General features: G+C 52.6%; 12 protein-coding genes and 1 pseudogene. 10 read left to right on the top strand and 3 right to left on the bottom strand.

Annotated elements, in window-relative coordinates:
• Window positions 1-50: 50 nt before the first annotated feature.
• The 5 genes and pseudogenes from BUC02_RS16750 to BUC02_RS10795 all read left to right on the top strand — a co-directional run.
• A pseudogene (locus tag BUC02_RS16750) lies at window positions 51-614 on the top strand (ATP/GTP-binding protein); the annotation flags it as partial.
• Between the two features lie 419 nt (window positions 615-1,033).
• The gene (locus BUC02_RS10810; protein WP_073322465.1) at window positions 1,034-1,453 is read left to right on the top strand and encodes a roadblock/LC7 domain-containing protein; all 420 of its coding nucleotides are present in this window, start codon (window positions 1,034-1,036) and stop codon (window positions 1,451-1,453) included.
• A 22-nt stretch (window positions 1,454-1,475) separates the two neighbouring features.
• The gene (locus BUC02_RS10805; RefSeq protein WP_249268835.1) at window positions 1,476-1,937 is read left to right on the top strand and encodes a hypothetical protein; all 462 of its coding nucleotides are present in this window, start codon (window positions 1,476-1,478) and stop codon (window positions 1,935-1,937) included.
• A gap of 59 nt (window positions 1,938-1,996) precedes the next feature.
• Window positions 1,997-4,831 (top strand): hypothetical protein, encoded by a 2,835-nt coding sequence (locus tag BUC02_RS10800; RefSeq protein ID WP_254794199.1) that lies wholly within the window; start codon window positions 1,997-1,999, stop codon window positions 4,829-4,831.
• An 83-nt stretch (window positions 4,832-4,914) separates the two neighbouring features.
• Entirely contained in the window at window positions 4,915-6,258 is a 1,344-nt protein-coding gene (locus BUC02_RS10795; RefSeq protein ID WP_170930528.1) for a BamA/TamA family outer membrane protein, read from the top strand.
• A 139-nt stretch (window positions 6,259-6,397) separates the two neighbouring features.
• On the opposite strand, the gene BUC02_RS10790 is transcribed toward BUC02_RS10795, so the two are convergent.
• Entirely contained in the window at window positions 6,398-7,372 is a 975-nt protein-coding gene (locus tag BUC02_RS10790) for a KamA family radical SAM protein (RefSeq protein WP_073322462.1), read from the bottom strand.
• A 41-nt stretch (window positions 7,373-7,413) separates the two neighbouring features.
• Between BUC02_RS10790 and efp the strand changes: the two genes are divergently transcribed.
• Both efp and BUC02_RS10780 read left to right on the top strand, forming a co-directional pair.
• Window positions 7,414-7,998, top strand: coding sequence for an elongation factor P (gene efp, locus BUC02_RS10785; protein ID WP_073054959.1), 585 nt, complete (start codon window positions 7,414-7,416; stop codon window positions 7,996-7,998).
• Between the two features lie 349 nt (window positions 7,999-8,347).
• The gene (locus tag BUC02_RS10780) at window positions 8,348-9,928 is read left to right on the top strand and encodes a carbohydrate-binding protein (RefSeq protein ID WP_073322461.1); all 1,581 of its coding nucleotides are present in this window, start codon (window positions 8,348-8,350) and stop codon (window positions 9,926-9,928) included.
• A gap of 19 nt (window positions 9,929-9,947) precedes the next feature.
• Here BUC02_RS10780 and BUC02_RS10775 read toward each other — a convergent pair whose 3' ends face one another.
• Both BUC02_RS10775 and BUC02_RS10770 read right to left on the bottom strand, forming a co-directional pair.
• A complete protein-coding gene (locus BUC02_RS10775) occupies window positions 9,948-10,925 on the bottom strand; it encodes a hypothetical protein (protein WP_073322459.1) in 978 nt (325 codons plus the stop codon).
• Between the two features lie 98 nt (window positions 10,926-11,023).
• Window positions 11,024-11,446, bottom strand: a complete 423-nt coding sequence (locus BUC02_RS10770; RefSeq protein WP_072797422.1) for a hypothetical protein — start codon at window positions 11,444-11,446, stop codon at window positions 11,024-11,026.
• 282 nt (window positions 11,447-11,728) lie between these two features.
• On the opposite strand from BUC02_RS10770, the gene thiL reads away from it, so the two are divergent.
• The 3 genes from thiL (at window position 11,729) to BUC02_RS10755 (ending at window position 17,255) form a co-directional block, all read left to right on the top strand.
• Window positions 11,729-12,724, top strand: a complete 996-nt coding sequence (gene thiL / locus BUC02_RS10765) for a thiamine-phosphate kinase (protein ID WP_073322457.1) — start codon at window positions 11,729-11,731, stop codon at window positions 12,722-12,724.
• Window positions 12,721-14,655, top strand: coding sequence for a GspE/PulE family protein (locus BUC02_RS10760; protein ID WP_233247879.1), 1,935 nt, complete (start codon window positions 12,721-12,723; stop codon window positions 14,653-14,655). The genes thiL and BUC02_RS10760 overlap by 4 nt, the downstream gene beginning before the upstream one ends.
• Before the next feature lie 92 nt (window positions 14,656-14,747).
• Window positions 14,748-17,255, top strand: coding sequence for an ATP-dependent helicase (locus BUC02_RS10755; protein WP_073322455.1), 2,508 nt, complete (start codon window positions 14,748-14,750; stop codon window positions 17,253-17,255).
• The last annotated feature ends 75 nt before the right edge of the window (window positions 17,256-17,330 follow it).

Below are 17,330 nucleotides of genomic sequence, written 5' to 3'. Positions count from 1 at the left end.
CGAAATTATTTTTTTTATTAGATTTGAAGTAGATATATCAAGGATGTGTAATGTCTTCGATAAACTTTGCTACACGAGAAATTAGTTGTAAAGTCGTTTACTACGGACCGGGCCTTAGCGGTAAGACCACCAATTTGCAGGTGATCCACCAGAAGATGCCTCAGGACAAGCGTACCGACATGGTGTCCCTCGCGACTGAAGGTGACCGTACGCTCTTTTTTGACTTTTTGCCGCTGAACTTGGGGGATATCAAGGGGTTCAAAACAAGGTTCCAGCTTTATACTGTTCCTGGTCAGGTCTATTATAATAGTACCCGTAAGCTTGTGCTTCGTGGTGTAGACGGCATTGTTTTTGTGGCGGACTCCCAGAGGTCCCGTCAGGCCGAAAACCTGGAAAGTTTGCAGAACCTGCGCCAGAACTTGCAAGACTATGGCATGGATCTGGACGATATGCCTTTTGTGCTTCAGTACAACAAGCGCGATATGGACAATGTGTTCACGCTTGACGAACTGAATGCCGAACTTAATCCGCGCAATGTGCCTTTCTTCCCGGCTACCGCCCACAATGGTAAGGGTGTCGTGACGACGCTTAAGACGATTGCCATGCTCGTGATTGAAAAGTTTAACGTTAAGCAGGGATTCCTCCGTCAGGCGGCTGCCAATGTCGGTAATACCGGCGTTCACGATGTGTCGCTCACCAAGGAAGGTGTTTCGGTCCAGGCAACTCAGCCCGCTGCTCCGGCTCCGCATGCTGCCCAGCCTGCCGCCCCTGCACAGCCGGCATCCCCGTTCCGCATGCCTTCGTTTGCGGCAAGACCGCCTTCTGCAGCTCCTGCCCAGCCTTCGACTGCCGGCGCCGGTCTGTTCCAAAAGGGGGCTACGTCGTCGCCGTTCGGTCGCCCGCGTGCAGCAACTGCAGTACCTCGTATGCCGACCTTCGGTCGCGATGTCGCTAAGCCCGCTGCCGATGCCGATGACGAAATTGAATTGCGTCCGTACGTACCTAAGAAGAAGTAATTTAACGAGGGTGCATAATGAGCGATTTTACCATTTATTCCGATGATGCCGCCAAGGTCCAGCGTTTAATGACTGCATACCAGGCGAGCGTCAAAGCTGAATATATTGTTCTTTGCCATCGTGACGGATCCATTATTGCAGAAGTCGGTTCTTTGGGAATCGATGCAACTCCGCTTGCCGTGCTTAGCACGGCGTCTTTCGACTCTGCCCGCCAGGTGGGCATGATGCTCGGTGGCGAAAACTTCCAGGCTGTTTCTTTCAGCGGTGAATCCCGTTCCATTTACATTGCTCCTGTAGACCAGGCGCTCTTGTTGGTGCAGATTTTCCCGGGTTCCAAGCTTCCGAACCGTATCGAAGACTTTAACCGCCTGTTGGTCGAAAAACTGGTCGATGCTGTTCCTGCCTTTACGCAGAATACAAGCCGCCTGGTTCGTTAAACTTTTGATCTAGGACTGCCTTGTGACAAAACTTCCTCCGCTTCGCAATTTGCGGAAAACGACGATTGTCGTGATGGTGGTCTTTCTTGGATTTTTGATTCACCGAATTGTGGTTGCCTTGCACGGCGCCGAAACCATTTGGAATTCTGCCGATACGGAACTTTCCATGGCGCAAAGCGTTGTCTGTAGCCATATTGTGAATGGCTCTCCGTTCGGTGTCGATAGCGTGTTCGAAGAGGGCATGCGTCTTTACTACTACTCCACGGTCTCGTCGGCGTTGCAACTCGGGGACGACTCCCTAATGCATATTTGGTTTAACGGAGCCGATACGGTGCAAAAGCTTGCCTGCGATATGTCGCAGGATGTATGTCTCACGACCATTGTTCCGAATCTTTTGAAACCGGGCGAGTGGAGTGTGGACCTGGTGGCCGGGCGCAAGCTGCTTGCAACCCGCCAGTTTATCGTAGAACCTAACGAAAGGTAAGCCCCATGTCCCGGCAGTTCTGGTTGGGACTCTTTCTGTTTTCTGTACTCGCATGGGGTATGGATACGGATTCTTTGCCGGTATGGGATCCGGCCTTACTTGTCCGCGGAAATTCTTATGCTCAAAATGCGGATACTTCGGCCCGCAAGGATTCCCTTGAAACGCACGGCTACAAAATGGTCCAAGTGACTGTTGGCGATGGCGGTACGCAAGTGGATCAGGAATTGCGCCTTTCGATTACGGGGCGCTTGACCGACAGTGTGTATATTGACGCTTTGCTTTCTGATGTGGGGCGTCGTGCGGGCGACCAGACGACGGCGACTCTCCGCGAGGTGGACCAGATTTATTTTCGCGTGGAATCACCGCATTACTTTTTGCACTTGGGCGATTTGACCTGGGTGGATTCTTCGATGGGTTTCACCGGAATTTCGCGAGCGTCTCTTGGCGCCATGGGTGGAGTGCGCGGCGACTTTGGTGGCGGATACACGCAGGTGCGTGGCGTTATCGGTACTGACGAAGTGAAACATTTTATGCGGACGTTTAACGGTGTAAGTGGCCAACAATTGGGCTATTCGCTGGACGGCTCCGGCAGTTTTGTTGCGGTGGTGCCGCAGTCCGAAACCGTGTGGCTGAATGGCGTTAAACTCACGCGCGGTAAGGATTACCTGGTGAATTACGCGGGCGGCATGCTCGATTTCAAGGGCTCGGTGTTGCCGAGTTTCGATGACGAAATCCGCGTGGAGTACGACGCTTACGAAAATGACAATATCTACATGCTCAAGGGCGCTGCGGCAAACTACAGACACCCGAACCTGTATTTGGATGTGTCGGGCTTTAGACTCGAAAACGATGTAGACCGCTTAAAGCGCGGCGTGTGGACCGATGAAGATTATGCAATGCTTAAGGCAGACCGCGGTGACGATTTTGTGCGTGATGATACGTTGCCCCCTTTGAACAGGCCCGACAGGACGGAACGCATGAACGCCCGCATTCGTGTGCAACAGAATAGACAGTTCTATGCCGACTTTGAAATGGCGATGAACCGCACTGACACAAACATCGTTTCAAAGCATGTTGGCGGAAACGAGGGCAAAGCCTTCCGTTGGTATGTATCGAGTGATTCTACCCGCGACTTGGTGCATTTCCCGATTGCGATGTCGGTGTACGGAAACCGCGTGCATCAGGGCTTTGATATTCTGAAACATCCGGGGGCTGATTTGGACTGGAACCTTTACGGCCTGCGCGATAGCTGGGACTTGGCGTATAGTGATTCCGCTTTCCTGGATGACGACTTGTTGCACGATGAATTCTCGATGCGTGCGCGGTTTGCAAAAGAATGGTACGGGTCTGCGCAGTGGGGTTACCGCCGTAATGCCGGAGAAGACTGGAATTCTTCGCGTGTGCAGTTAGGCGTGCAGCACCGCAACCGGAATGCCTTGGGAGAACTCGCTTTGATTCGTGTGGCGAGTTTGCAAGAACGCGAAATGGAACGCTATCAAGGAACGGCGAATGCCGAATTCTTGCAGGGAATGGTTCGTCCGTTTGGTGCCGGCGACTTGCGTTTTACGAAAATCAATTTGGACGAAGTGGAAGACGAGGTGGTTTACGGCAAGTCTTCGAGCGGCTTAGGAATTTATTTTGACCGCGGCGAGATACGTGAAAGCGTAAGCGGGCGAATGGCCAAGCGCCGTGGCGATACCTATGGCGATGAATGGGCTGATTCCTTGTGGGCTGCCACCTGGGTGCAAGAGGCAAATTACAATAGCCGCTACTTTACCTTGGCGCACTTGCTGCAATACGAACGCATGCGCACTGATTCTTCGGAAAGCGAAAATAGCTGGCTCGCCAATTTGAATTCTCGCTTTGGTGGCGAAGAACTGGGCTGGCAGGGCAATGTGGCGTATAAATTGGGCTTGACCGAAGAACAGATTTATACAGCCGTCTACAAGGCGGTTGCGCCGGGTACGGGCGATGTGCGCTATGACAGCTTGACATCCAGTTACATTGAAGGAGTGGATAACGGCGACTTTGTGTACGAAGGCATGGGCCGCAACGATTCCGTGGGCGCCGTTCTTTCGTCAGATGCTGCATTCAATATTGAACTTCGTTTTAATCCGGGGCTTGTCTTTGGTGTGCGCGACGGATTCTTGCGCGATGTGACTTTCGGCGGTTCGTATGAGGGCGAAGGGAGCGATACTACGGGCAAAAAAATATACTTCCCGCCGGTCACGACTTCGCAACTGCACCGCATGACATCGGGCCGTATGGCGGTGGAGGGCTTGGTGGACTGGCAACATCCTTCGGGCGTTTCGCTTACGTACAAGCCGGGCGCCACATTCGATAAAAAACTTTCTTCGATTTCGTATTACGAGACCTCTTACTCGCATGAATTCGAAGCGGGCTACCGCATCAATCTGGATCATTTTGTGGGCGGCACGCTCCTGATTCAAGAAAACGAACTTTCGGCCATGCAGGAATGGAACTGGGATGTTTACGACGGAACGCTGCGCTACCGCTTTGACTTTTTGCAGGGATTCTTTGTGCAACCGCTCGGGCGTTACCGCACTGGCGAAGGGGGCGATGGCTCTGGTCGCGAAGAAGGCCTGTTTGATGCCGACCTTTGGGAAGGCGCCTTGCGTGTCGGTTACAATCGCCAGAAAAAGGTGAATTCTTATGCGAACTTCTCGGTGGTGCAAGTCAAAAGCCATGGCGACATAATCCCGTACCAGGTGATGGATGGCTACAGCGATGGCCGTACGTATCGTTTTGAATTTTCGCTCTCTGTGGATTTGAATGATTTCTTGACGATGGGTTGCAGTTACATTTTGCGGTTTGGCGACGCCGAAGAGAATATCTTCCAGAAGCTTAGCACCGAAGCGAGGGCGTACTTCTAATGCGTAATTCGGAATTCAGAGTTCGGAATTTGTTTTGTGTGCATAGCATCTGTATGGTGAAGTGCTTCCTTTTTATTGCAACAATGCTTTTCGTTGTTGTTGCATCTTCTGCTTCGGAAGGGTGCCGCATTACGGCGGTGCAGTGGGTGGGCGAGCGCGAATTGTACGAAGAATCCCAAGTGCAGGCGCTGGTGGGCAAATCCTGCGAAAGTTGGCCGCTGACGCGAGACCGCATCGTAAGCTATTATGAAAATCGGGGATTCTTGTCGGCAAAACTTTCGGGCGAACTGGATTCGGCCGGCGTGCTGACCGTTCAATTGGACCGCGGCATTCCTTGGGTGTGGGCAGATCCCGAGAACATGGATTCCTCGGGTAGCGACATCGAGGTGTTCCGCCGGCAAACGAAAATCGAACCGGGAAAACTCGTGTCACCGCTGGAATTGGAACGCTCCGACATGAAGCTTGCGAGCTTGGGCTATTACAACCGTACGGCTCCGGCTCAAATCTTCCGTGACCCGGTGCGCAACCGCATAATCCCGGTGTACCACATGCAGGCGGCTGCCGTTTCCGAGGCATATGCGTTACTCACGTATTCCAGCGAAACCGACGAGTGGGAAGGCAACGTGAATGTGGCTCTCTATAACATTCGCGGAACAGCCCGCGACTTGACTCTAGAAGGCTATACTGCAGATAATGCCCGCAGGCTAGAAGGTTCGTACAAGGAACCGTGGATTTTCGGTTCTGAATGGAACGTGTTTGCCCGTGGCTATTTCGACGAAGATTCTTCGGAACGCGATGCCTACGGCGAAATCGGAATTTCCCGCGACATCGGCTTTGACTTTACCTTGGGCGTGTTCCTCGGCATCGGTAGCAACCGAAAAACATCGACCTTTGAACTCTCTTATGTGTCGCTTGACCGATTTGTATTGCCGCGCTCGGGTACGCGATTCAACGGCTCGATTGTTTGGAATATGGACCGCCCGGATTCCTTGGACAATTACCTGAAGGCGTCAGCCAAATTCTCGCGGTACTTGCCGATTTATGGCAACTGGATAACTCGCTTTAGCGGGGCTGCCGGCGGAATATTCCCGACCGATGCGGACTTGGACCGCTTCGATTATTTCGCGCTGGGCGGCATGGATAGCTTCAAGGGCATGGACGTACGCTTTATGCGGAGCCGCGCCTACGGGTATTCCGAATTCGCGATTCTATGGCAAGATGGCTACGACTTGAGCATCGAGGCTTTCTACCAGCCGGGACTTTACCGCGCATTTGCGCCGGAACATGGCTGGAAGCGCGAACATGATTACGGCGTGGCCTTTACGCAGTACCGCGGCAACTGGAGCGTGAACCTGTATTACGCGCTACGCAACGGCGAGAATTACCTTGACGGCATTATAGGGTTCGGACTAAAAACTTTATTTTAGGTGTGAGCTATGAGCTGCGAGGTCGATCGCCTCCGGCTCCCTTTGAGTCAAAGTTTGGCAGCGCAGCTGCGATTATATAAGCTCAAAGGCACATTGTGCCGTCCTCATACCACAGAGTGCCTCTGGCACGAGCTCATTGCTAAATAGGAGTTTTACTCTTCTCGCCGGCGATTTCTCGTACGAGTTTCGGCACCAGATAGCCGGGCAGCTTGGTGCGGATTTCTGCAATCAGCTTGCGGGCTTCGTCATCAGCTACTTCGAAGTGGGCGACCCCGTTTGCGTGGTCCAGCTGGTGCAGGTAGTAGGGGAGCACACCCTGCTCAAAAAGTTTGCGGCACAAGGCGGTGAGCTTGAGGGCGTCATCGCTGATTCCCCTTAGCAGCACGCTCTGGTTCAGAAGCGTCCAACCGCTAAAGCGCAGTTGTGCAAACACGCTTGCCGATTCTTCGTCGAGTTCGTCGGCGTGGTCCACATGTGACACCAGAACGCAGCTAAACCTAGCCGGCAGTTCGCGCAGCAGTTCAAAATGCTGCATCACCAGGTCCGGGCGCATCACGGGGAGTCTCGTGTGGATGCGGAGCGTGGTGACTGAGGGGTGCATCGCAATCGCTTCAATCAGTTCGCGGAAGGCGCCGGGACCGAGAGTCAGCGGGTCGCCGCCCGAAAGAATCACTTCCCAGACGTCGGTATGGGTATCGAGCCAGTGACTCACCTGGCGCGCCACGTCGGGTGTGTTTTGGAAAGGGTAGTTCTTGCGGAAACAGAAACGGCAACGGGCACCGCAGGTGGCGGTCGAGACAATCAGGGCTCGTTGGTCGTATTTCTGGATCACGCAGTCGGATTTTCCGGCCGGTAAATCGCCTACGGGGTCGTCTACAAAGCCTTCGACCTTCTTGAGTTCGTCCTTGGTGGGCAAAATTTCGCGCAACAGGGCGGCTGGGTCGCCAGCCTTCTTGATCAGGTCGGCGTAATGCCTAGAACAAAGGAACGGAAACTTCGGGTTCAGGTCAAGGTCGGCAAGTGCGGTCGTTTTGGCAATGACTGTCGCCAAATCGGATCCCAAATAGTCCAAAAAGTCAGGGATTTGCGTAAAAACGGTAACGGGGCTTTCCATTATATTGCTAAATTTAGAATCAAAATCAACAAGAGGATAATATGGGTACTGTAAGCACCAACGAATTCCGCAAGAAACTTAAAATCATGGTTGATGGTCAGCCGTACGAAATCATCGAAAACCAGTTCGTGAAGCCGGGTAAGGGCCAGGCCTTTAACCGCGTTCGCATCAAGAACTTGGTGACCGGCCGCACCCTCGAACGCACTTGGAAGAGTGGCGATACGGTTGAAGAAGCCGACGTGACCTTCACCGAAATGACCTACCTTTACAATGACGGTTCTACTTGGTATTTCTTGAACAACGAAACTCAGGAAACTGAAGAAATCTCCAAGGAAGCTCTCAATGGCTGCGAAGTTTGGCTCCTCGACGGCGCTACTGTCGAAGTCACTTGGTGGAAGGACCCGAAGTCCGGCGCTACGCTTCCGATCGAAGTGATTCCGCCTACCTTCGTTGACCTCATGATCATCGACGCTCCTCCGGCAGTCCAGGGCAATACCAGCGGTAACGTGATGCGTGAATGCACCGTCGAAACCGGCGCCAAGGTGATGATCCCGCTCTTCATCGAGAACAACACCAAGATCCGCGTGGATACCCGCGACGGTTCTTACCTCGAAAGAGCTAAGTAATCTTTTATAAAAAACGACATTAAAAGCCTCGTCCAAGCGACGGGGCTTTTTTGTATGAGTGTCACACTGATTCGATTTTACTAACGTAAAATCAGATTTGAATTTTTTTCCCGACAAATGCGTAAGCTGAGTGTCGCGACAATACTTGTATTGTCATGACCGAAGCGAGCATTTGGTACAGGAACGAAGTGACTGTACAATTCGTGTGACGATAAACAGAATTTACTTCGTGGGATTAACTTTCTTTGTATTCATTGACAATCTGTCTATAAAATAAGGGCGCCGGGGGCGCCTTTTGTGTTTTTTTCAAGATATCTTTAAGAAGGATGTTTGAAAAAGAAGGGATGTCATGAGATTTTTAAATAAATTCTCAGGTTTCGTGCCGGCAGCATGTTTTGCTGCGGGCTTGTTGTCGTTCGGAGCAATTCAGGCGAATGCCGCTCCGGACCCGAATTTCCACATTTACATCGCATACGGCCAGTCCAACATGGGCGGCACTGCCGATGCCCAGAGCGCCGATAAGGTCGAAAATTCGCGGTTCAAGATTTTTGCGACGCAAAAGTGCTCGGGTAAGGGGCGCAACACGTTGGGTGAGGTTTATCCGGCGGTACCCTCGCTCTTTAACTGCGGCAACACGATTTCGATTGCCGACTGGTTCGGGCGCACGATGGCCGACAGCATGCCGGACGTGACCATCGGGATTATCCCGGTCGCGGTGGGTGGCGCAAGCATCAAGCTGTTCGACCAGGACCAATATGCGAGTTACCTCTCTACGGCGGAGGATTGGCTCAAGAACTACGCGAAGGAATACGCGAGCGACGGCAACGTCACCAAGACGATTATCGATATCGCGAAGAAGGCGCAACAGGTGGGCGTCATCAAGGGTTTCATCTTCCATCAGGGCGAAACCGACGGCGGCTACCCGGACTGGCCGAAAATCGTGAAGAAGACTCGCGACGATATTCTGAAGGCGCTCGATATGAGTTCCGACACGGTTCCGTTTGTAGCGGGCGAACTCCTGCGTTCGGGCTGCTGCTATTCCGACCGCGTGTCGAAACTCCCGAATACGATGGACAATACTTACTACGCGTCGTCCGAGGGCCTTGGCGGCAACGGCGTGGACCGCTACCACTTCGGTCACGATGCTTACGTGACGTTCGGCAAGCGCTATGCGGAGCAGATGCTCAAGGCAATAAACCGCGCTCCGGTGGTTCCCGAACCGCAAAAGCCTTTCAAGGGTAAGGCGTTTGAAATTCCGGGCAAAATTGAGGCGGAAGACTTCGACATTCCGGGTGTCGGCTCGGGCAATGACTCCTACAAGGAAAACGATTCCGAAGACCATGGCGGTAGCAATTACCGCGAAGGGACGGGCGTCGACATTTACAAGAAGGCGACGGGCTACATCGTGGGCTACAACCAGGAAGGCGAATGGCTCGAATACACCGTGAACGTCAAGGAAACGGGCGAATATTCCTTTTACGCGTCGGTCGCATCCGCAAACGAGACTTCGGGCTTCCAGATGTCGCTGGACGGCAAGAACATCACGGACGTAATCTCTGTCCCGAAAAACGATGGCGAAGACAACTATGACGATTATAGCAAGGTGCGCTCGACGGTGAACCTCCCTGCGGGCGAACACATATTGCGCTTTACGGTAACCGGTTCCTGGATGGACGTGGATTACTTTGTGTTCGGAGAGGATGAAGTCGTTTGCGTTGATGAATGCACAGCCTTTGTAAAGCCCGCGCTATCGCATGCGGCCGGAACCGAAAGCTACCGCATCTTCGACATGAACGGCAACTATTTGGGAAAGGTGCGAGCCTCTGGATTGCAGGAACTCCGTGCCAGCGCGAAAGCCCTCGTGAAAACTGGCGGCACGTTCATCGCAAAATCCCGCGCAGGCTCCACGACGATACGCGTGATGAAGTAATTAGCGTTCGCGCGTTCCGTTAGAGACTGAGCGATTTCCTGAACACCCGGGCGACTTCGTCCGGGTTGTCGCTTTTTAGCCAGCTGAGCGTTTCTGTGCCGCGGTAGCTCCACGCGAAGATGTTGTCGATACCTGCTTTGCGGCTTTCCTCGACGGCGATGGCTAGGTCGTTTTCGCGGCCGGCCTCGATCTGGTACGCCTTGATCCACATCTGCACGGCCTTGCCGTACTTGGCGGCGACTTCGGTCAGCTTGCGAGCAGTCTCGGCGTATTTTTCGCGGACCCATTCTTCGGTGGCACCCTTTTCCCAATACGGGTCAGATGCGACTTCGTCTACGCTTTCAAGGCCTGCAACGCGGCCCCAGTCGTCGAGCCCCGCGGGGAACCACGGCGGCAGCATGCAAACGCAGTTGCGCTTGCCGCGGGCATGAACGTCCTCGGTCATTTCCCTCAAAAAGTCAATGAGCGAATCCTCGCGGAATTTCTTCACGTCGTCGGTGAGTTCGGCGGGCATCTCGTAGCCGAACTGGGCGCGGAACTTCTCGCGACAATGCGGGCAGCGGCAGCTCCAGTTGCTAAGCCCGCCCTTCTCAAAGTAAAAATGCGGCTCGTCCCAGAAAATCGTGCTCACTTTCGTGGCGCATACGCTTTCAATCCACTTGTGCATGTAGGCGCGGAACTCCGGATGGTTCGGGCAGGCGGCCACCTTGGGCTTGCCGTCGAGCGCCACCTGGCATAAGTCGTGGTTGCGTGCAGTCAGTTCCGAATACGCTTCACCGCCAAACACGCGGCCCACGCCCCATGGGTTCACGTAGACTGTCAGACCGAGGTCTGCGGACTGGTCCACGATATCCTTCATGGTGCCGTAGTAGTATTGCTGGTCTTCTTCGCTCCAGGTGTGGAGCACCGCGTTAAAACCCGCCGCCTTGATGTCTTGCATATCGGCAAGAACATGCTTAGGCGAACGCACGCCAAAATAACTTACGCCTTTAATCATAATGGGTAATGTAGTATTTAGAATTTAGAACTTAGAGCTTAGAACTTAGAAAATGTCTAAGTTCTACCAACTAAGCTCTACCAACTGTGCCGCAGGCACTAGTTATTAGCCCATTGGGGCGATCCGCTCTTGAGCAACACCTGTTCGAGCGTGCTGTACCATTCGTCTTCACTCACGGGTTTGCGGACCCAGTAATAATTTTCGTCGCACTGGGGGAGCGGCATGTTGTCGGGCACCAGTTCCACAATCCACGATTCAGGAATGCCGTCGTGCAGGAGCTTGCTGAACTTGAGGTTCTGTTCGTGCGGGCGATCTGCGTGGTCGAGAATAATGAGTGCGGGGGACTGTCCGATAATCAGGGCCGATTCCAGGAGGTTCGTTGCGTCTTCGATGGAATTGCAAGTGTACATGGTGGAATCTTCTGCCAAATCGCCGTGCTCCAAAAGCCAACGGAAAGTCCATTGACTGAGGCGGTCTAAGCTACCGGGGGAGGACGGAGCGATGAAGAAAATGTGTCCCATGGCCTAAAAGATAGGTAATTCTCCCAAATTGTGGATAGATTTTTTCGCCTTTTTCAAAAAATATTTTTTGTCAAAAAGAAACACTCAGTTTATCAACAACTTACCGCCAAACTGTTTCTTTGAATTTTTTTTTTAATAGAAAAAGCGGGGATGATAGTGAATAAAAAAGTGGTTTATGCGGAGAGGAAATGGAAGCGTCGGCCTAGGATGGGGAGCGTAAAAAAGCCCCTCCCTCATTAAAAATTATATTTTAAAGAAAAAGCTTTTTGATGATTTAAAAAGATGTTTCCAAATCTAGGCGAATTCAATTTTATTCAGGCCCTTTTAAAAGATGCTGCCGCCTTTAAAAAAGAACCTCCCGCAACAAGAGGTTGGCTCGGCGTGGGCGATGACTGCGCCCAATTCGACGGCTGGCTCGTGACCAAGGACCTGTCGGTCGAAAATACGCATTTCAGGCTGGATTGGTCAACGCCGGAGCAGGCGGTCGAAAAACACATTGTCTCGAATGTGTCGGACATTAATTCCATGGGCGGCATTCCGCGCTTTGCGGTGCTTGGGCTTTGTATCAACAAGAATTGGTCGCCGGAAACTCGCACCCGCATGCAGGCCGCTCTTTCGCAGGGCTTTGCGCGGCGTGGAATCGCCTTGATTGGCGGCGACACCGTGGTGGGCGATGTGGGAATGTTTTCGACAACGCTCTTGGGAGCGCTCGAAAATGAAAATTCGAAACCTCTGTTGCGCTCGGCTGTAAGACCCGGTGATACATTGTATGTAAACGGGACGCTTGGCAAGTCGGGTGCGGGCCTTTGGCTTTTGATGAACCACCCCGAGGCCAAAGACGAATTCCCGACGCTGGTGGAATACCACTTGGCTCCTAAAATTTGCGAATCTGCCGGGGCTGAACTTTTGCGTTTGGGGGCGGCCGGCGCATGCATGGACATTAGCGACGGACTTTCGTCGGAGTTGAACCATTTGGCGCTTTCTTCGAACGTAGATTTGCAAATTCTTGAAAACAAACTCCCGATAGACCCCGAAGTTACGCGCTTGTGCGAAAAATATGGCCAAAATCCCCTAAATTTTGCATTAAATGGGGGTGAGGAATATCACCTGCTATTTGCAAATTCTAGCCCAAAAAGTATATTTAAAGCAAATACCCAATTGGGCGAGGTGTGTGAAATTGGATTTGCCGTAGAAAAATCTGCGGGCGACCCGGTCAACATGCTTTGCAAAAATGGAGAAAAAATGCCCGTTCAACCTCGGGCGTGGTCGCATTTATGATAAATAGCAATAAGATGAACTTGGGCCAGTTGTTGCTTCGTCAAGGCGTATTGGACGAAGACCAGTTGGCTCATGCCATGGCCGAACACAAACGTACCGGACTTATGCTCAGTAAGATTCTGGTGCGCCTTGGCATGGTGAGCGAAGAAACGCTAACGAACATCCTCGGGTCGCAGATGCAGTCTTCGACCAAGATGCGTATCGGTGAAATGCTCCTCGCTCAAGGGTACATTACGCAGGAGCAGCTAGACAAGGCGCTCGAGACGCAGAAGACGACCGGCAAGCGCCTTGGCCGTACATTGGTGGACCTGGGCTACATGCCCGAGGAACGCCTTGTTGAAATTCTTTCGAGGCAGTTCGAAGTTCCGTATGTAAAGCTCGACAATTTCAATATTGACCCGAACGCCTATACCTTCTTGCCCGAAGACATGTGCAAGCAGTACAAGGTGGTGCCGCTGTTCGTGCAGAAGGGTGAAGATGATCGTCGTCAGGTCCGCTCCGTGATGACGATTGCCATGACGGACCCGACGAACATGCGCACGATTAGCATCGTGAAGTTCAAGGTCCGTATGGACGTGGACATCGTGATGGCCTCCGAAGCGGACGTGATGAAGGCCATTGAACGCGTGTTTGCAGGTCATGGTCCTACCGAAGAGTCTCTCGCCGAACTTATCAGTGAATCTAAGGACGGTGAAGAACTTGAAACCGTGGAACGCGGTCAGGGCGGTAATGACGAACCGGAACTGACCGACGAAGAAGGCCGCCAGGTGGTGCGAATCGTGACCACGCTGATTCACGAAGCCATTGCCCGTCACGCATCCGATATTCACCTGGAACCCCAGGAGACATTCCTCAAGCTCCGCTACCGTATTGACGGCGACCTGCAGGTCATGTCTCCCATTCCTGCCCGCTTGATGCCTCAGATTCTTTCCCGTATCAAGCTTCTTTCCAAGATGGACATCGCTGAAAAGCGTAAACCCTTGGACGGTCGTTTCACGGTGCGTTACAAGGGCTCCGAGGTGGACCTTCGTGTGAGCTCCTTCCCGATATCGCTCCGTAAGCGCGGCGTTTGCGAAAAGATTGTTATGCGTATCTTGGACCCGAACTCGGGTCAGTTCCCCTTGAAGGACATGGGCTTTGACCCGCGCGTACTCAAGCAGTTTATCGATGCGATTAATGCTCCTAACGGTATTGTGCTGGTGACCGGTCCTACCGGTTCCGGTAAGTCTACCACGCTTTACGCTTCTATTCGAGAAATTTTGGATTCCACCATCAACATCTCTACGATGGAAGACCCGGTGGAATTGAATATTGATGGTGTGAACCAAGGACAGATCAACAACGCCGCTGGCTTTACCTTTGCGGCGGGCATTCGCGCCCTCTTGCGTCAGGACCCGGATGTGATTATGATCGGTGAAATGCGTGACCAAGAAACTTCGTCCATGGCTATCGAAGCAGCTTTGACTGGTCACTTGGTCTTCAGTACGCTCCATACCAACGATGCTGCCGGTGCATTCCCGCGTTTGCTCGAAATGGGTCTGGAACCGTTCCTTGTGTCTACCGCTATTAAGGGCGTGCTTGCACAACGTCTTGTGCGCCGCATTTGTAAGTATTGTAAGGAACCTGTCGAAATTTCGCAGGCCATGCGCGACGAATTCCACTTGAGTCCCGACATGCAGTTCTACCATGGTAAGGGTTGCGACAAGTGCGATGGTTCGGGCTACAAGGGGCGTTGCGGTATTTACGAATTCCTGGTGCCGAACGAAACCGTGCGTAACCTGATTATCAAGCGTTCTTCGGGCGACGTTATCAAACGCGCCGCCATGCAGGAATGCGGCATGATTACCTTGCGTATGGACGGTATCCAGAAGGCACTTGATGGACACACGACGCTCGAACAGGCTATTGGCGCCTCTACGTCGGATGACTAGTCGAAGCCCCTGATTCAAATTTAAAGGAAGACTCTCTTCGAGAGTCTTTCTTTTTTTCTATATTGCACATATGTGTATTAAAAGGGACCCCCATGGCGAATATTGTAGATAATGCTGTTTTAGATAAAGAACTGAACCCGGAACAGGCCGCGGCGGCTAAAAAGATTGATGGCCCGATGCTGATTTTGGCGGGTGCCGGTTCGGGAAAGACGCGTTGCATTACCTATAAGATTGCTCACCTCGTTTCGCAGTATCGCGTGGAACCGGACCGCATTTTGGCGGTGACTTTTACGAACAAGGCTGCGCGCGAAATGAAGTCGCGTATCCAGAAGTTACTCGACAGCAACATGAACTTTGCCTGGATGGGAACGTTCCATTCCGTGTGCTTGCGTCTTTTGAAACTTTGCCTTTCGAAACAATCCGTGCTTGATGCCTTGGGCGGCACGTGGTACGACGGCAATTTCTCGATTTACGATGACGACGACCAGAAGCGTCTCCTAAAAGAAATCATGAAGGAACAGGTGGGCGACAATTTTGAGCCCTCCGAAGTCAAGAAAATGCATGGCGCCATTTCGAAGTACAAGAACACGATTTTGTACCGTGGAAAGGTCGCTCAGCTGCAGACTCCCGATGTGGCGCAGGAATTGGCAAACTTCCCAGACGAAGAGCTGCGTGCAAAGATTTACGCCGAATACCAGAAACGCCTTAAAGAATCTAACGCCATGGACTTTGACGACTTGTTGTTCAACACGGTTTACATGCTGCAGAAGATTCCGAATTTGGCAAGCCAGTTGGCGCAGCGTTTCCGCTATGTGGTGGTGGACGAATATCAGGATACGAACGACGTTCAGTACGAACTGTTAAAATTGCTGATAAACGAAAATAAGAACGTAACGGTGGTGGGTGACGACGACCAGAGTATTTATGGCTGGCGCGGCGCAAACATCAAAATTATCCGTAACTTCCACCGCGACTTTGCGCCAGTAACGATTGTCAAGCTCGAACGCAATTATCGCTCGACCGCAAACATCGTGAAGGGCGCAGGCTCCGTGATTGCGCACAACATTCGTCCGCAAGAAATGCAGAAGAACGTGTTCTCTAAAGAAGATGCAGGCGACTTGATTCACGTGCGCCACTTTATGGACGACCGCTCCGAAGCGTCTACCATTGCAGACACGATTGCAAAAGCGGGCGAGGATTTTTATGCCAAGACTGCTGTATTCTACCGCACCAACGCGCAGTCCCGCGCCTTGGAAAAGGCGCTGAATGACCGCCGTATACCGTCGGTCATTTTTGGCGGCATGCGATTCTGGGACCGCAAAGAAATCAAGGACGTACTTGCATACTTGCGCCTGCTGGCAAACGAGCGTGACGATGCCGCCTACCTGCGCGTCATCAATACGCCGCCTCGCGCCATTGGAAAGACGACTGTCGAAAACATCTTGGAAAGAGAACGCCAAGGCGAAGGCTCCTTCTGGGATAACTTGCTTGCCGAAGTCAACAGCGGAAGCCGCTCGGCAAGCAAGCTTAAGGGCTTTACGGACTTGGTGCAGGGCTGGAAATCTTTGCTTGCCGCGGGCGAAACTCCGCTTCCGATTTTGGCCGAAAAAATCATCAATGACGTGGGTTACAAGGAATTCCTGCGCAAAGAAGACGAACTCACCGCCGACGAACGCATCGGTAACTTGGACGAAATGGTGAACGCCATCCGCGAATTCGACGAAGAACATCCGGGGGCCACACTCGACGCATTCTTGCAGGATATTTCGCTACTCACCGATGCCGACAAGAAGGTGGACAATTCCAAGGGCCAGGTGACGCTCATGACGATTCACATGGCGAAGGGCCTGGAATTCAACACCGTGCACATCGCCGGCTGCGACGAAGAAATTTTCCCGCTGATTCGCGCGTCGTCTACTCTGTCTGGCGCCGAGATGAACGAGCAGATGGAAGAAGAACGTCGCCTGTTCTACGTGGGCTGCACCCGCGCCGAAAAGAAATTGTACCTGTATCATGCGGAACGCCGATTCTTCCAAGGGAACATTCGCCCGTTTGCGCCGTCCCGTTTTCTTAAGGAACTGGATCCGTCGGTAGTCGACTTTACGCCTTGCACCGATTCTGGTTTCGGCGGCTCGGGATTCGATTTCAATCAGGACTTTGCCGGTGGCTCGTCGGGATTTTCGCGCCCGCCGCGTCCGAACATTCCGTCTTATCCGCGTAGACCGTCCGGAAGCTTTGGCGGCGGTTACGGTGGAGCTTCGTCTCGCCCGAGCAATTTTGGCTCTTACGGTTACAACCGCTCCTCGGCGATTCCGAATTCTGTCAAGAAAAATGACAAGCATATCGTTTACCGCAATCCGGTGAAGGTGGCAGCTCCGATCAAGCCGGCCGAACCTTCGGGCCCGCGCGTGGTCTACGACGAATACAGCGAGAATCCGTACCATCCGGGCGTACGCGTGCGCCACATGAAGTACGGTGTGGGCACGATTGTCAAGTGCTATGGTTCTGGCGACAATGCCCGTGTAGATGTGCGTTTCGGTAGCGACCCGACGGTCCGTACGATTATTTTGAAGTATGCGGCGCTGCAAATAGTCGGTTAACTCGGAATGCGGAATTCAGAATTCGGATTTTTAAGCTGAAAATTATAATTCCGAACTTCGAAATCTGAAATCCGA

It is taken from the genome of Fibrobacter sp. UWOV1 (genome assembly GCF_900142495.1).
Classification (GTDB): domain Bacteria; phylum Fibrobacterota; class Fibrobacteria; order Fibrobacterales; family Fibrobacteraceae; genus Fibrobacter.
The sequence above is the reverse complement of the archived record's forward strand: the minus strand, read 5'-3'. Positions and strand labels throughout refer to the sequence as shown.

Bases quoted from the DNA above. Each gene is read 5' to 3' on its own strand.
- BUC02_RS10810 (WP_073322465.1), top strand. From the start codon at position 1,034: ATGAGCGATTTTACCATTTATTCCGATGATGCCGCCAAGGTCCAGCGT.
- BUC02_RS10800 (WP_254794199.1), top strand. From the start codon at position 1,997: ATGGATACGGATTCTTTGCCGGTATGGGATCCGGCCTTACTTGTCCGC.
- BUC02_RS10795 (WP_170930528.1), top strand. From the start codon at position 4,915: ATGCTTTTCGTTGTTGTTGCATCTTCTGCTTCGGAAGGGTGCCGCATT.
- BUC02_RS10790 (WP_073322462.1), bottom strand. From the start codon at position 7,372: ATGGAAAGCCCCGTTACCGTTTTTACGCAAATCCCTGACTTTTTGGAC.
- efp (WP_073054959.1), top strand. From the start codon at position 7,414: ATGGGTACTGTAAGCACCAACGAATTCCGCAAGAAACTTAAAATCATG.
- BUC02_RS10780 (WP_073322461.1), top strand. From the start codon at position 8,348: ATGAGATTTTTAAATAAATTCTCAGGTTTCGTGCCGGCAGCATGTTTT.
- BUC02_RS10775 (WP_073322459.1), bottom strand. From the start codon at position 10,925: ATGATTAAAGGCGTAAGTTATTTTGGCGTGCGTTCGCCTAAGCATGTT.
- BUC02_RS10770 (WP_072797422.1), bottom strand. From the start codon at position 11,446: ATGGGACACATTTTCTTCATCGCTCCGTCCTCCCCCGGTAGCTTAGAC.
- thiL (WP_073322457.1), top strand. From the start codon at position 11,729: ATGTTTCCAAATCTAGGCGAATTCAATTTTATTCAGGCCCTTTTAAAA.
- BUC02_RS10760 (WP_233247879.1), top strand. From the start codon at position 12,721: ATGATAAATAGCAATAAGATGAACTTGGGCCAGTTGTTGCTTCGTCAA.
- BUC02_RS10755 (WP_073322455.1), top strand. From the start codon at position 14,748: ATGGCGAATATTGTAGATAATGCTGTTTTAGATAAAGAACTGAACCCG.